We start from the raw sequence: 14596 nt of genomic DNA, 5'->3' as shown, positions 1-14596 counted from the left end.
ACCTACGTTTGCCAGGAGGCAACCATGAACAACCTGACTAAATTCGAAGCACCGACACCCGACGAGAGCGATGCGATTTTTCTGGTTAACGTCGTGCATGTCTTCGAAGGCCAACAGGACGCCGCCCTCGATGTACTGCGCTCGGCAGTGAGCTACGTGGCGCAGGCTTATCCGTCGTTCCAGTGGAGCCGCCTGTTCAAAAGCATCGACGGCAAGACGGTGATCAACCAGGCGCAATGGAGCAGCAAAGAAGAGTTCGACTCGCTGTTTTCCGATGAGCAATTCCTGAGCCGCTACAACCGATTGAAAGAGACCGGTACCTGGGAGTTCCACTTGTACAAGGTCAACGATTACATCCCGGCAGCCTACGCCCCGGTAGCCGCGGCGCTCGTTTAAGCGAGGTGCAGGCCCGCGCATGTTGCGCGTCGCGGGCTTGCCGCTCGGCGAATTCTTTTATCGGTACATCAAGGAGATACACCGTGAGCAATTTCGACTCTGCACTGACTCGACTGCTTAAAACCGCCAACCCGGTGGTCCTGGCGCCCATGGGCGGTGCTGCCGGCGGACGACTGGCCGCTGCGGTTTCACGGGCCGGCGGGCTCGGTCTGGTGGGCGCCAGCTATGGCGATCCGGACTGGATGAAAACCGAACTGGAGCTGATGAAAGACGTCAAGGAACCTTGGGGCGTTGGCCTGGTGATGTTCACCGTGGCCAAGCGCTTCGAACTGCTGGAGCTGGCCCTGTCTTATCGGCCCAGCGTGGTCGCCTTGTCGTTTGGCGATGCCCGGCCTTTTATCGCTCCGATCAAGCAGAGCGGGGCGCTGGCCATCGTTCAGGTGCATGACGTCGATCAGGCGCTGGCGGCCCTGGAGGCTGGTGCCGATGCGCTGATCGTGCAAGGCGCCGAAGCCGGCGGGCACAGTCTGCGGCGGGCGTCGTTTCCATTGATCCCGGCCGTGCGCGATGCGGTGGGCGACGACGTGGTACTGATCGCCGCCGGCGGTATTGCCGATGGCCGGGGTCTGGCCGCTGCTCTGTTGTTGGGCGCCGATGGGGTGATGATGGGCACGCGGTTTCTGGCCAGTGAAGAGGCGCTGCCGTCCAACAAACTCAAGCAACGCCTGGTCCGGGCCATCGCTGGCGATACCGTGCGCACGCGCGCGTTTGACCTGGTGCGGGGTATCGAGTGGCCAGAGCAGTACAGCGGTCGAGCGCTGGCCAATGACTTCACTGCCCGCTGGCTGGGTTTCGAGCACGAACTGGTGAAGGCCCCGGCCAGTGTCGGCGAGGACTACGCCCAGGCGCTGCGCGAAGACAACACCGACGTTCGCGCGATCTGGGCGGGTGAAGTTGCCGACCTGATCAACGATGTCTTGCCCGCTGCCACCATCGTCGAGCAGACGTTGCGCGGTGCGGAACAGGCCCTGCGTGGTGCTCGCAAACTGTTTGATTGACGCGATCAGCGCGTGTTCTTCTGGAAAGGAATCGATATGAACAGCAATGCCCCCGTACATGTGCAGTTTGGCCTGGGCCCGGAACTGGTTGTGGTGATGTCGCCGGTCATGCCCGCCTGGGACCAGGGACAGTTTTTCGCTCCATTGACCGAGTCGCTGGTCGACAAAGGCTATCGGGTCATCATCTTTGACACGCTCTCGTTACTGGCCGAAGACCACGAGGTTTTTGTCAGCTTCACCCAGCGCTGGGCCGCGGTGATCGAGCCGCTTGGGCCAATTGCCCTGATCGCCGGTTCGGCGCTGGGCGGGGCAGTGGTTCAGGGATTGCTTGCCACCACCGTGGGCCAGCAAGTGGCCCGGGCGTTATTGATCTCTTCACCGACCAAGGCCGACAAAGTCCTGGATCGCCGACTGGGGACGATGGCCGAGCTGGCCAGCGCCGGTGATGTCGACACCGCGCTGATGCTGCTCGATCAATGGGTGCTGCCGGCTCATGTGAAGCCGCCGGTGCGTCAACCCGATGCGCCGGCGAGCGTCGACGAACAAGCCGGGCGACGTCTGGATCAAGGCTTTCGTTTGTTGAGCGAGCTCAACGTGGAGTCTCAAGTGGCGGCCTGGCCGGGGCGCCTGTTGAGCATCTTCGGCGCGGAGTCGCAGTTGGTCAGGGCCAGCAATGTCAGCTTCAAGAACTCCGCGCAACACCTGGCCGTAAGCGTTCCCGGTGCCGGGATGCGCCCGCTGCTCGATGACCTCGCGCGAGTGCGCGCCAGTATGCGAGCACATCTGGGAATCGATCTGGAAGCTCATGCATGAGTGCTTCGACCACCGCCACCCCGGCCACCCGTGCACGCTTTATTGATGTTCACTACCACGCCGGCCCTGATGCTTATTTGCGTCGCCATAGCGCGCTGCAGGCCGGTCACCATTACCAGGCGCTGGACGGTTGGGTGGTGCTCAAAAATCACCTGGGCTGTACCGCCGCCCAAGCCTGGGAGGCCCGCGAACAAGGACTGCCGGTGTCCGGTTCTATCGTGCTCAATGAAATCGCCGGCGGCCTTGATTGGCGGGTGGTCGAACGTTCACTGTGCCAACACGGTACCGTCGACCTGCGTTTTGTCGTGCACCTGCCCACGGTGACCGGACGTTCGCATACCAGTCGGCTGGCCCGCTCACTCAGTCACTCAATCCTGACTGAGCGACCGATCAAACCGCTGACCGTCAGCGACAGCCGCGGTCAGCTGAACCTCGCCACTCTGGACCTGCTGCGCATGAGCCGTGACTACCCGGTGGTGATCTCCACCGGGCACGCCAACCGCGAAGAGGTTCTGCGCCTGGTGGAAGCGGCCGATAGACTGCAAGTGCCACGCTTGATGCTCAACCAGCCCGCAAACCCACTGACTGGCCTGAACGCGCAAGACCTTCTGGACTTGGGCAGCCTGCCTTCGCTGTACATCGAGCAGACTGCATTGACCTACCTGCTCGGCTATCAGAGCAAGGAAGACTTTTGCAAAGTGCTGCGCGATGTACCCCGTGTGATCTACAGCTCGGACCTGGGCCAGACCAGCCAGCCAGACATTCGTCCGTGGTTGGAGATGAGCGGGCAATGGTTCAAGGAGTTTGAGCTGAGTGCCGAGCGAGTTGAGTCGATCACCCGTGGCTGCCCGTTGGAGATGCTCAGTCATTGATGGTCGGGGAGGGGGATTGTTGAAGTCATGCTGAAAACCTGATCAGGGTCAGGGTCAGGCTCTCGCCCAGGCCCTGGGGTGGCTGCTTTTATAGTGGTGCCGATCTTGGCGGACTCTGCCAGTCAGCCAAAATTGGCATCGACCAAAACCGCCATCATTCACCGGCTCAAGAATTTGGTATACACCGACTTGGTTCAGGCGACGTGCAGTTCGATCGAGGGCTGGTTCCTGATTGTTGCCGCACCTGACACGCTCCTTCAAACTGACCAACGATCCAGACTTCGAAGAGAAATTTTGGGACGTCATTGGGCTGTATCTGGATCCACCGGATAAGGCATTGGTGCTCTGTTGCGATGAAAAAAGCCAAGTTCAGGCCCTTGAGCGCACCCAGCCAGGACTGCCTTGGGAATCGGGCATATCCGCACGCAATCGCACAATTATGTCCGTCATGGCACCGTCACCTTGTTCACTGCGCTGGATTATCTTCAGGGACGCTTGATCAGTTCCATCAAGCGCCAACACCGGCATCAGGAATGGCTGGAGTTTCTCAAGAAGATAAATCGCGAAACGCCCAAGCATCTTCAGCTGCATTTGATCGTCGACAACTACGCCTCGCACAAGCATCTCAAAGTGAAGGCGATGCTTGAGAAGCACAAACGCTTCCACATGCATTTCGCCCCCGGCCTCCAGTTCGTGGATAAACATGATTGAACGCTTCTTTCGCGATATCACGGCGTACCTGCGTGATGGCAGTTTCAGTTCGGTTCGCGAACTGGAAAGCTCGATCACCACGTTCCTGGCACTGCGAAATGCGCAGCCGACTCACTACGTCTGGAACGCCAAATGGGAAGATATTTTGAACAAGATACAGCGAGCCCGTACAACTTGCCGCGACTCACGGTGTTCAGGCCATTGATGCAGCGCAGCAGGCTGGATTTGCCAGAGCCGGAAAGGCCCATGAGCACGCAGATCTCACCTTTGTTGAATTCCAGGTTTGCTTTCTCCACACCCACGATCAAACCGGTCTTCTGGAGAATATCTGGGCGCGAAAAGCCTTCGTCGAGCAAATCCAGGGCGGGCTTCGGACGCGCGGAAAAGATGACGTCGACATCTACAAAACGGATGATGCTCATACGTCACCTCTTTTCATGGTTTCACGTTGCTTGCAGATACGGTCGAGGGTAGCCCACGCTGAAACCGGTGTGACCTGTGATTTGGTACTGATGGTTCAGGACATTTCCGACCTTCACCGCATCTTAAAAACGGTGGTCGAGCTGTCGTTTCGTACCACAAAAATCAAGTCGCTGGGTTTGAACAAAATCTACCGGGTAGAGATGTGGGAAGGCTGGAAACAGACGGCAAAAGCCCGCGTCGACGTGATGAACAAGAAGTACGACCCGGAAATTTTCCCGCTCTATTCCTCGTATTCGGGCGGTCATGGCAAGGAAGTCCAGGTAGATGATCGGCAGAACATCCTAAAAAATCCGAAGGTCTGGTTGTTTCTGTTCATGATCGTTTTCGGCGGTACTGGATCGATCTGGGGTGTCCTGCATTTTTTTCAGTCGTGGGGCTACTCCTACTGCTTCTCCGGCGCTTTCGACTGAATGGCGTATTGCTGGGGAAATTGTTGTTGATGGTCTTCGCCAAGTTGTCTTGGTGAACACTGACGGCGTGATTCGTTATGAGCATCCGAGCAACTTCCAGAATTCAGGGCGCGTCATGACTGGTCAACTCGACGGCCAGCGCGTCAGCACTTTTAGCGGTGGCAAGCCTCCGGCCACGTCTTCCGTTCCTCTCCCAGGTAAAAATCCATGATCCGGTTCCTGTTGCTGTGCCTGTTGTCATTTTCCGTGATGGCCGCCGATAAACAGGCGCCGTATCAGTTTGATTTGACGGGTTTGCCGATAGGGCAGGTGGCTCAAATTTTCTACGCAGATGCGTTTCGCAAGCCGTACATCCTTGCGCCTGAAGTCCTCGAGGATGGTCGGCCTGTCTCGTTGCGTGTGCAGGGTTCAGCGACTCAGGTGCGTACCGATTTCATCCGCCTTCTTGACGCTTTTGGCTACTCGGTAATCCAGCGCAATGGCGTCGATCACGTGATGCTGAAGAAAGAGCCGGCACCGCCTCCAGGTGAATATTTCCTGTACCGACCTAAGTACCGCGACGTGGCCTATTTGTCCGAAACGCTCGCGCCTTTGTTCCAAGGTAAGTTCAGCGTTGATCGGGGGATTTCTGTCCCTGGACAAACTCCTATGAGCGGATCTGCTCCGCGTGGTTCTGCTGCTAGTTTGCTAAGCCGCGATGCCGACCAGCTCGTTTTTGTCGGCACCAAATCTGAGATTTCTAACCTGCGGTCGCTGCTGCCTCAGGTCGATGTTGAGATGGGCGAAGTTATGTTGCGTAGTGCGGTTTATGAGGTTCAGACCGGCGATCGCGACGGGTCAGCTTTCTCGCTGGCTGCGTCGTTGCTCAAGGGCAAGGTGTCGATTAATTTGGCGGGAAACCCGCTAGATAACTCCGTCAGCATCAGCACTGGCGATTTCAATGCTGTCCTGTCCGCCTTGTCGTCCGATTCGCGTTTCAAGGTGGTCAGTCAGCCGAGCTTGCGTGTTCGCTCCGGCAAAGAAGCAACGATTAACGTCGGTGCAGAAGTCCCGGTGCTTGGAGCGTTGTCGTATCCGCAAGGTGCTGGCCAAGCTGTCCAGTCAGTCGAGTATCGCAACTCCGGCGTGATTTTCACCATCACTCCCCAAGTGCGTGAAGCGGTGGTTGAATTGACCGTGGATCAGCAGCTTTCTAACTTCGTTCAGACCACAACCGGCGTTAATGGAAGTCCGACTTTTACCAAGCGGCAATTGACCACGAACGTGCAAATGCGCAGTTCTGAAGTTGTCATTTTGGGCGGGCTGACTGAGGAAAAGACCTCAGAAACGCAAACTGGCTTGTCTTTTTTACCGTCGATTTTTCGATCCAAAATTACTGAGTCGAGCAAGTCTGAAATCTTGCTGGTTATCCAGATGATGAAGATGTGATTTTCCATTTGCGAAAAATCAGTCTTTACCATCGGTGTTACATTTTGGTCGTGCAGGGCAGGGCGGCTTGCTGCGCTGTTTTGCTCGACCCGACAAGCGCAGCGCGTCAGTTCCTTGAAAGCAATCCGTAATTAAGCTATCAGTTAGGGCTCGTAAGGAGCTGACACGCCCGCAGCGCGTCAGCGCGAGGACGAGGCTGCGACGTCGAGTTGCATATATTTCCTCAGCATCATTGATGTAGTTGATTAAGCCAGGCATATCAGCATGTAACTAAACCAAAGGACTATTTAGTTTAGTTATAATAATGTGGAATATAAAAGTGTGAATATGCAGGGATCTGATAAGCAGAAGGCGTTGGCCACCTTGATTAGGGCTGAAGCTGTTCAGTCAATTGCTGCTTCGGGGCTCTCAGCTCCCCAGTTCTTTGAAGCCTGTGCCGCCTTGGCAGAAGCGGTCGAGGCGATTACAGACTCATCTTGGATCATTTCCAACAGTTACAACCTCGGACTCAAAACGGGCTTCATTTATGGTACGGATCGGCCCACGATCACCGCTCAGGAGGTTTCATACCATCAGTTGTTACGCAACGAGCATTGGCGAAATCCCTATCTGCGCAAAGGAACCTCCAGCTTCACCAAACAGCATCAGATAGCGTTAAAAGCCATGTTTCAGGAAGCATGGCGACTTGAGCGAATGTCTCCCGAGGTGACCAAATGACAGAGCCAATTCACGATTATGATCCTGCGGACTCGCTGGTTGATTCAGAAGCCGTGGCTGTCTTTTGGGCTGATGCTTACGACACCGGTGACGCGGCTTACATTGCCGAAGCGATGGCCGTTGTTGCACGCGCGAAAATCCGTATCGATGCAGCGGCAGAAGCACAGCGGCCATCGTAATGTTCGTCACAGTGTTTTTCTCGCATGCGAGAAATTCGGTCTGACCCGCCTGGTCACCAGGTGAAAAGCATCAAGCAGAGCCCCACAAGGAGAACCCTTTGCTTCGCATAATGTATATTATGTTAAATGATGTGTCAGGACGGAACTTTTACAAAAACTCCGCCTGCACTCACCACCGCCCCTAACGAATGCGTTGAACATCAATGTTATCCAATTGAAATGCAGCACGCTCCATAAGCGCTAAACGAATTCCTAGAATTTCATACGTCAGATCTGACATCGTCCCACGCAGGCTGGCTGCCAAATCGGACGCCACTGTTTCGCTCTCTTTCTAATTCTTTTTGGAAGCGACTGAATCCACGACTGAGAGAACTTGCCACGTCGATAAGTACATCATCTGCAGAACCTTCTAGCTTCGTCGCTATGCACTCCATGCTGCGTCTGCATCGCTCGATCATGTTGGTTACAAACTCAAGCTCTTTGGCATTCATCTCGCGTCCTGATTCTGCGCAAGCTGCCGACATAGCACCGATGGCCTCCCACGCCTCATCGTAGAGCCTTAAGTCTGCATCGATTATCAGAGGGTACGGTACGCTATCTTTCCATTTGTCAGCGAAGGTAGCGTCGGGAAGTAACGAAATTATGAAGGTCATGCCCATAGGAGCTAAGCGTCCATTTATTACCGCTCCGTAGCTAACGGTTGCGTGAGGCGATAGTGCAGCTGCCACTGTGGAGAAAGACTCCTCTGTGGTTAACCAATCAAAAAGCACCGCTTTCCTCTTGGTATATCTCCAGCAATCGACGCTCGAACTGTCTGATCATGTAGGCAGCTTCGGCTCAGAGTTCGATGACAGGCACCCAGATCAAAGCATCAGCCGGCTACCGCTGCGGCGACAAATCACCCCTTCGATCCTGCTAACGATCTATATCTACGGCTATCTCAACCGCATCAAGGCCGGCGCAGCGAACTTAGCCTACGGGGCATCGAAGGACTCTATAGATCTCAGAAATCACCTGCATCGTTGCGTCTTCGATCGTTCCTTCATTACGGCATAAAACCCAGCCGTGATCTGCAATCGCTCGCTCGAACGCCTGGGTACAAGCAACATGTTCTTCCAGCTTATGGATCACAGTACTGCTCAGCCCACGCCGTCGTGCCGCTGCCCTCGCCCATGAAATATCAGCGGCGGTGACAACCCCGACATGCAGGTCTGGCACTCGCACGTTTCGATCAATGTTCAACTGTAGAATCTCTGCAAACGGGACTAGCCGGCGAAACGCGGCATCAGACGGGTACCAGCGATCGATCAAGATGATGCTGCCTGGTGGCTGTTTAGCCAGCACGTGCTGGGAAATCCAGGTACGGCTATCAGCAAAGCGCTCACAAACCCCCAGCTCCAAATCCCGGGTGGGATTTCTGATGAGCTTGTTAACGAGGGCCATTGTTTCCCCCCTATAGGGATCGCTTTTTTTCTCGCAAAGTCGGATCACCTTTTTGTTGTCTGCCCTCAGTACTTTTGTAACGGCCTCCAACAGTGTGGTTTTGCCGGTTCCCTTGGGCCCATCTAGAGAAACAAACAGCGGACGATTCATTCTTCAAACAACGATTGATATACGGTTTTTTTTGCCCGGTTCGTTCGCTGCAACCGCTTGGCGCGACTACGCGAATCGAGTGGAGGGCCCTTATGAACAGACATTGATGAACACTCTAACCCGGTTTCTGGCTGACGGGTCTCAAAATCCAGGGTTACAGCTGCTTATGAACATCGGTCATCGCCCATAAGTGAAATGATGTGTCAGAGCGGAACTTCCGCCCAAGTGTCACCGGTACCTAAAAACCGGACTTTGCCGCTAATCACCAGACTCCCCAGAAATCAACAGCATACGCACCCTACCTTCCTCGGCAGCTACTTAACATCACCCGAAGCGACGATCGCGGCCGAGACCAAGGCCGATTCTCAAATCGTTTACTGGCAGTAACTCGGAACCTCACTCAAGCCTGTCTGTAAGCCGGCTGGGAGACATGCGAAATGCGATCAGTTGCGGGCGCACTGCAAATCTCAATGCCTCACATACCTTGCCATGGGATGATTGAACGGGCTGCCGCGAAACAGAAGGCAAGGTCATCACAACGCATCACGCCTTCACGGAACTACTCGGTTGGCCGCCAGACGGCTTCAAATTGGCGCAAGTACCTCCAACAATGCACTGACCTTAGGAAGCGCCTGACGGCTCTTTAGCCAAATCGGCTAATACTGGGTTTCAGCGGAGGTCATCAGTACCGTTGTGGCGATCAACGCGCTGATGGTGATCAGCTTGCAATACTCCATAGGCAGGAAGATCTCTCACAGACATCTTAATCTGTGGCTGGCGACGGGACTGAGTATGTTCATTATGGGGTCGGCGGGTTTTGCCCTGTCGACCTCTATTCTGCTCTGGGTGATCTCCATGGCCATTTTCACGGTCGGCGAAATCATCGTATTCCCCGCCGAGTACATGTTCATCGACAAAATCGCTCCGGACAATCTGCGTGGCATGTATTACGGAGCGCAAAACATGTCCAACCTCGGGGCGGCACTAGGCCCGGTGCTTTGCGGAGTCGTACTGGCGACCCAGCCTCCCCATTACATTTTCTACATGCTCACGCTCTTCATTATTGCGGGTGGATTGTTTTACTTCCTGGGCGCTTCCAACTTAAGCACTACAACGGGTATGGAGACTGACTGAGAGTGACTCATTACCGGTCGCGAGCGGGACTGTTGAAGACTGGCAACGCTATGGCACGGATCCTGTGGAGCTTTTGAGTGGGTGGGAGCGTGAGCAGCTTGAGCGCCCTCCCTCAAGGCTGTTTCAGGTACATCCCCGTCAACATGTCCTGGGAATCCGGCGCGGAGTTGTAGTTGATGACCGCGAAGTTTTTCACCAGTTGTATGTGATACGGGCCATTTTTCTTCGACGCTTGCGGCTCACGCACGATGATCAGGTTTTCAGTTTCCATCGGCACGATGTGATGCTCGCTCACGATGTCTTTCGAGGTTTCGACGTCTTTCAATGTCACGGTGAGCTCCGCCACTTCTTGCCCCTGAGCATTGCGATCAGGCAGGATTTTCAAGTCCAGATCTCCGTCGCGCCCCAGAAAGTCCTGGCGCATCTGGTAATGGCCGCTGCGTTGGTCACGGTCGACGTCGTCGAGTTTGTCGTAGTCCGGTTCACGCTCTTTGTTGTACAGCAGGATCGCCAATTCGCGGCCGTCCCCCTTGGCGCCGCTGACCCACGTGCCGGTGTAATTGTAGGGTTCGACTTTTTCCCGGGTGATCCGCCAGATACCCGTTTGACGACCATCGTCTGAATATTCGTGAAGGTTGACGAAATTGTCGTCGCCGTAGTCTTCCCGAGAACCCACCAGTTTGATCGGTTCACCGTTGCCACCCTTGGTGTAGTGCACCTCACCAATGATGACTGCCCCCTGTTCCTGGTACCAGATTTCTACCGGGATCTTTGCGTTGAGAGTACCGGCGAGCATCTGTGGATCTTCGTTGACCGGGCCTTCCAGGCTCGGTTGTTCGCGCCACTGGCCGTCTTTCCAATCGCCGATAGTGCGTAGCATGTAGCCGCGAGGCATGCTGGAATTTTCGCCAAACTCGGTCGGCTGGATTTCCTCTTGGGTATATGAGTGCAGCCGGACCAACTCGTCGCCACGCATTTTCCATTGAGTGGAGCGAGTCCAGTAGTCGCGGTCAGTTTGCGAAAGCAGAATGCCGTCCAGCGGGCTGACCGAGAACATCCCGATACTGCTCTCCTTCGCCAGATCCGTTAAGGCAGGGTTGAGGATCCATTGGGTTTTCTGCGGATCTTGCAGATAGACGTCGAAATTCGACTTGTACTGCGCTTCGGGATCGGTGCCGTTACGAATCGCCAGATCCTGATGGCCATCGAAGTTGAAGTCGGCGAAGTACAACAAGCCGGAGGGGCCAAGCAGCCAGGCGTCGACTTTGCCGTTGCGATCCACAGGTACATTGCCGGCCGGGGTCTGCAATTGCTGCAGGGTTTCGAGGGTGGTTTTGTCGCGCAGAGTGATGAACGCTTGCGCCAGTTGGTGTGGATCTTCCGGCGGCTCCGGGAACAGCACCTCCACCAGGTATTTGCCGCTGGGGTCATTGACCGCAAACGACCGTGGTTCGGCAACGACGGGGGCCGCCAGGGCCATAGAGAGGAGCACACCACTGACGAGCGAACGCATCCAACGCTTCCTTGCTGAAATTCGGGGCCGCAGTGTAACTGCAAAGCCAGTTAAGGAGTGGAACCTGTGGGAGCGGGCTTGCTCGCGAAAGCGGTGTGTCAGGCGACATCAATGTTGACTGTGCTACCGTCTTCGCGAGCAAGCCCGCTCCCACAGGGTGACGGCTTTTTTTGGCAAGTTTTGAGCACTGACTTACACTGCGATACACCCAATGCGAACGAATGACTGTTCAACGGATCGATAGGTCCCACGGCAATCCGGGCACCACGTAATGATCTGGGTGAAGCCAACATGAAAACGGTCACGGCCCTTTTCACCTGTCTGCTCGCTGCCAGCGTGTGCGCGGCGGCGAGCACCTGTGCAAATGCTGCGCGCCCTTCGCCAATCTTCCAGACCAGCTTTGACTGCGCCGAGGCAAGGGCATCCGTTGAAAAGCTTATCTGTCGCGATCCGCAACTGGCGCAGATGGATATCGAACTGACACGTCTTTATCGCCTGGCGCTCACGGATGACCATTCAGTACCGCGTCCAGACAAAGTCATGATCGACCAGAAGTTCTGGATCGAGGCCCGCAATCAGTGTGCCTCCGACCCGCAGCCCAAGGCGTGCACGATCCGAAGTTATGCCGAGCGTGCGCACCAGCTGCGCCAAGGCTCGGCAATTGTGAGAACCAAGGATCCAGACAGGCTCACCGAAGGCCCCCTGGCTTTTCGTTGTACAGGCTTTAACACGCTGATTGCCGCCACCTTCTTCAGCACGCAGCCGGGTGTCGTGTACCTGAAATGGGCGAACACCTCGATCACCCTGAGCCAGGTGCAGAATGATTCGGGAACCCAATACACTGGCAAGGATTACCAGGGGAACTACAGCTTCTGGCAAAACGGCAACGAGATCCTTTTCCAGCAGCCAGGCTCAGGGGCAATGAGTTGTACCGCCGAGCCGGTCGGCTGATTGCTCTGGCGCAAGAACGAGATGCGCAGTCGTTATAAGCCACTGGGACGTTGTCGATCGCTAGCCGTCCCCTTCTCCAATGGCAGCGGCCCTACTCGGAATGCCCAAGCGTGGCCTTGTGGATGTTTCCGACCAGAAGGCAACTGTCGCAAGGACCGATATAGGTTTGTGATACGCCTCCGAATACCACATGTGACGAGGATGTCTTGTTCAGGTAGTTTTGCGCCGGATGAGCAACGAGAGCGAAAGCTTTCATCTGTTCTCCATAACGCTCCAGGGCGGTAATGATCTTTTTCTCCGCGCAGCCCGGGTTATGTTGATTGGCTTGCCGGATAATGTCTGGATGAACCTCGCCACCGCCAGGCACGTCGACACGGAGTATAAACGTCTTGCCAGTCGCTTCTTTCAACGCCTTGCCGCGGTCGCGAAGTCGCTCACCGATCTTGCCCTTCACGTCTCGGTGCAAGCCGGGAGAAAAGCTCAAGTAATAGTAGGGTAAGGTCGAGAGTGCCACCGCAATGACCCCCTCCTCGGTCACCCCGTTCTCACTCAGAAACGACGAGATTAACTCGCCGAGCTCGAAAAGTTCGGCATCGGGCCCAGGATAAGGACCGTAGTGTTCTGCGAGCTGTTTTTGCTTGCCTGAATCCAATGGCATCTGGGTTCCCTCCCTCGATTGATCTTCCCTGAGGTACCACACGTCCGGATTCAACCGGTTGCGATGAGCATAGCACTGGCTTCTGATTTGCCCAGATGTCCAGACTCAAACCAGCGTATTGATCACGCGATACTCAAGCGATTTCTACCCTGCGACTTTGCCGCGTAAAGTGCGCGGTCTGCACGATCGATCAGCGCCTTTTCATCAGGGTCGCTGTCGTTGGCAATACACGTCGCCACCCCCAGGCTGACGGTCACAATACCGAACGGACTCGACAGGTGCGCAAGTCGCTCGGCAGCGATACCCGACAGGATCGCCTCGGCAACCGTGCGCGCTCCTGATTCGTCCGTATTGGGCATCACAACGGCGATTTCTTCTCCGCCATAGCGAGCAGTCATGTCACTTGGGCGACGTACGCAGTGCTTGATCGTCTGGCAGATAATGCGCAGGCATTCGTCTCCGGCGAGATGCCCGTAGTGATCGTTGTAGCGTTTGAAGAAATCCACATCGATCAAGATCAGTGACAGAGGGCTTCCCATTCGCTTGGCGCGTTTGAATTCGATATCCAGAAACTGATCGAAATGGCGGCGGTTGGCGAGGCCGGTGAGTTTGTCCTCGCTGGCGAGAACTTCCAGTGTCTGGTTAAGCTCGATCAACGCGGTTTGGGTGGCGAGCAATGTGTTCTCTGCCCGAATCCGTCGGCTGATGTGGGAAATCAACCTGCGCCCCAACGCGACCAAGAGTCCCAGTAGCAATAACACTACCGCGACAGATTGTTTTGTCTGACTCAACCACGCTTGCGTCGCCTCGGCCTGCCCCACCGCTACCGTCGTCACGAAGGGATATTGGTCGCTTCTCTTGAACGCATAGAGGCGATGAATGCCATCGACTTTCGAAGCAAAGTCCACGGTGCCTGATGAAGTGTTGCGCAAGTACTCGGCAAATATTGGCGCGCGAGACAGATCTCGACCGATGTCGTCCACCTGAAAGGGATAGCGCACCAGCAGGCGCCCTTCGGCTGAGGTCAGGCTGATCGCGCCAAATTGCCCCACGTGAATGCTTCGATACAGTTTGAGAAAGTGTTCAAGGCTGATGGTCGCGGCGATCACCCCGGCAAAACTTCCATCGGGGTGATCGATCCGTCGACTGACCGAAATCACCCAGGCACAAGTGGTCCGGCTGAGAATCGCCGGGCCGATAAATATGCCGCGATCCGGACTGTCGCGATGATGCTGGAAGAACGCACGATCGGCGTTGTTGTTATTGGCTGAAAACGGTGTGTTGGTCGAGAATAGCCAGTCCCCCTGAGCGTCATACAGCACCACGCTATTCAATTGCGGGAGTGCCCCCATCTCCTGTGCGATCACCTTGCTCAGCCGTTCGAGCTGCTCCGGGCCGCTGCCGTCTTTCTCGATCCTTTCAGTCAGGCCCAGCAGTAGCACTTCACTTTGCTTGAACGTGCCCTCGGTATACGTGTTGAGTGCATGGGTCAGATTCAATGTGTCGGTTTTGATATCACTCAAAGTGTTCTGTCGGGCTGTCCATATCTGCCAGGCCGTCAGTAGCGCCACGGATACACACACCAGAAAAATCAGCAAAGTGGCAAGTCGAAGATCGCGTTTCAAGGAAATACCGGGCAGTTGAATACGGGTGCGTTAAAGGCTTGCGCATTATAGAGGG

14 protein-coding genes and 4 pseudogenes are annotated in these 14596 nt (G+C 55.6%); 12 read left to right on the top strand and 6 right to left on the bottom strand.

The window, feature by feature from the left end:
* The first annotated feature begins 24 nt into the window (after nucleotides 1-24).
* The 5 genes and pseudogenes from ACA044_RS15220 to ACA044_RS15200 all read left to right on the top strand — a co-directional run.
* The gene (locus ACA044_RS15220; RefSeq protein ID WP_109633036.1) at nucleotides 25-396 is read left to right on the top strand and encodes an antibiotic biosynthesis monooxygenase; all 372 of its coding nucleotides are present in this window, start codon (nucleotides 25-27) and stop codon (nucleotides 394-396) included.
* Between the two features lie 83 nt (nucleotides 397-479).
* A complete protein-coding gene (locus ACA044_RS15215; RefSeq protein ID WP_497447077.1) occupies nucleotides 480-1454 on the top strand; it encodes an NAD(P)H-dependent flavin oxidoreductase in 975 nt (324 codons plus the stop codon).
* A gap of 36 nt (nucleotides 1455-1490) precedes the next feature.
* The gene (locus tag ACA044_RS15210) at nucleotides 1491-2267 is read left to right on the top strand and encodes an alpha/beta fold hydrolase (RefSeq protein ID WP_497447076.1); all 777 of its coding nucleotides are present in this window, start codon (nucleotides 1491-1493) and stop codon (nucleotides 2265-2267) included.
* On the top strand, nucleotides 2264-3139 hold the full coding sequence (locus tag ACA044_RS15205) for a DUF6282 family protein (RefSeq protein WP_497447075.1): 876 nt from the start codon (nucleotides 2264-2266) through the stop codon (nucleotides 3137-3139). The genes ACA044_RS15210 and ACA044_RS15205 overlap by 4 nt, the downstream gene beginning before the upstream one ends.
* Before the next feature lie 238 nt (nucleotides 3140-3377).
* Nucleotides 3378-4055 (top strand): annotated as a pseudogene (locus ACA044_RS15200) (IS630 family transposase); the annotation flags it as partial.
* Here ACA044_RS15200 and ACA044_RS15195 read toward each other — a convergent pair.
* Nucleotides 4018-4272, bottom strand: a pseudogene (locus tag ACA044_RS15195) (ATP-binding cassette domain-containing protein); the annotation flags it as partial. The pseudogenes ACA044_RS15200 and ACA044_RS15195 sit on opposite strands and share 38 nt — an antisense overlap.
* A 69-nt stretch (nucleotides 4273-4341) precedes the next feature.
* Between ACA044_RS15195 and ACA044_RS15190 the strand changes: the two are divergent.
* From ACA044_RS15190 to ACA044_RS15175, 4 genes are all read left to right on the top strand, one after another.
* A complete protein-coding gene (locus ACA044_RS15190; RefSeq protein ID WP_497447074.1) occupies nucleotides 4342-4743 on the top strand; it encodes a zonular occludens toxin domain-containing protein in 402 nt (133 codons plus the stop codon).
* Between the two features lie 207 nt (nucleotides 4744-4950).
* A complete protein-coding gene (locus tag ACA044_RS15185) occupies nucleotides 4951-6171 on the top strand; it encodes a type II secretion system protein GspD (protein WP_497447073.1) in 1221 nt (406 codons plus the stop codon).
* 327 nt (nucleotides 6172-6498) lie between these two features.
* On the top strand, nucleotides 6499-6888 hold the full coding sequence (locus tag ACA044_RS15180) for a hypothetical protein (protein ID WP_497447072.1): 390 nt from the start codon (nucleotides 6499-6501) through the stop codon (nucleotides 6886-6888).
* Nucleotides 6885-7067 carry a helix-turn-helix domain-containing protein gene (locus ACA044_RS15175; RefSeq protein WP_497447071.1) on the top strand — a complete coding sequence of 61 codons (183 nt, stop codon included), beginning with the start codon at nucleotides 6885-6887 and terminating at the stop codon, nucleotides 7065-7067. Before ACA044_RS15180 ends, ACA044_RS15175 begins: the two co-directional genes overlap by 4 nt.
* A gap of 260 nt (nucleotides 7068-7327) precedes the next feature.
* Here the strand turns inward: ACA044_RS15175 and ACA044_RS15170 are convergent, their stop codons facing one another.
* Together ACA044_RS15170 and ACA044_RS15165 are read right to left on the bottom strand one after the other, a co-directional pair.
* Nucleotides 7328-7726: a hypothetical protein gene (locus ACA044_RS15170; RefSeq protein WP_497447070.1), complete on the bottom strand. Its 399-nt coding sequence runs from the start codon at nucleotides 7724-7726 to the stop codon at nucleotides 7328-7330.
* A gap of 310 nt (nucleotides 7727-8036) precedes the next feature.
* Nucleotides 8037-8660, bottom strand: coding sequence for a dTMP kinase (locus ACA044_RS15165; protein ID WP_497447069.1), 624 nt, complete (start codon nucleotides 8658-8660; stop codon nucleotides 8037-8039).
* 678 nt (nucleotides 8661-9338) lie between these two features.
* Here ACA044_RS15165 and ACA044_RS15160 point away from each other — a divergent pair.
* Both ACA044_RS15160 and ACA044_RS15155 read left to right on the top strand, forming a co-directional pair.
* A pseudogene (locus ACA044_RS15160) lies at nucleotides 9339-9794 on the top strand (MFS transporter); the annotation flags it as partial.
* Nucleotides 9787-9888 (top strand): annotated as a pseudogene (locus ACA044_RS15155) (DUF7693 family protein); the annotation flags it as partial. The pseudogenes ACA044_RS15160 and ACA044_RS15155, both read left to right, overlap by 8 nt.
* Before the next feature lie 18 nt (nucleotides 9889-9906).
* On the opposite strand, the gene ACA044_RS15150 reads toward ACA044_RS15155, so the two are convergent.
* On the bottom strand, nucleotides 9907-11307 hold the full coding sequence (locus ACA044_RS15150; protein WP_497447068.1) for an XAC2610-related protein: 1401 nt from the start codon (nucleotides 11305-11307) through the stop codon (nucleotides 9907-9909).
* A gap of 291 nt (nucleotides 11308-11598) precedes the next feature.
* On the opposite strand from ACA044_RS15150, the gene ACA044_RS15145 reads away from it, so the two are divergent.
* Nucleotides 11599-12258 carry an MliC family protein gene (locus ACA044_RS15145; RefSeq protein WP_497447067.1) on the top strand — a complete coding sequence of 220 codons (660 nt, stop codon included), beginning with the start codon at nucleotides 11599-11601 and terminating at the stop codon, nucleotides 12256-12258.
* A 91-nt stretch (nucleotides 12259-12349) separates the two neighbouring features.
* Here the strand turns inward: ACA044_RS15145 and ACA044_RS15140 are convergent, their stop codons facing one another.
* Together ACA044_RS15140 and ACA044_RS15135 are read right to left on the bottom strand one after the other, a co-directional pair.
* Complete coding sequence (locus ACA044_RS15140; protein ID WP_497447066.1) at nucleotides 12350-12916, bottom strand: hypothetical protein; 567 nt, start codon at nucleotides 12914-12916, stop codon at nucleotides 12350-12352.
* 122 nt (nucleotides 12917-13038) lie between these two features.
* Nucleotides 13039-14541, bottom strand: a complete 1503-nt coding sequence (locus ACA044_RS15135; RefSeq protein ID WP_497447065.1) for a sensor domain-containing diguanylate cyclase — start codon at nucleotides 14539-14541, stop codon at nucleotides 13039-13041.
* Nucleotides 14542-14596: the final 55 nt, after the last annotated feature.

It is taken from the genome of Pseudomonas sp. LBUM1673 (genome assembly GCF_059695645.1).
This window is presented reverse-complemented; position numbering and strand designations above follow the sequence as displayed.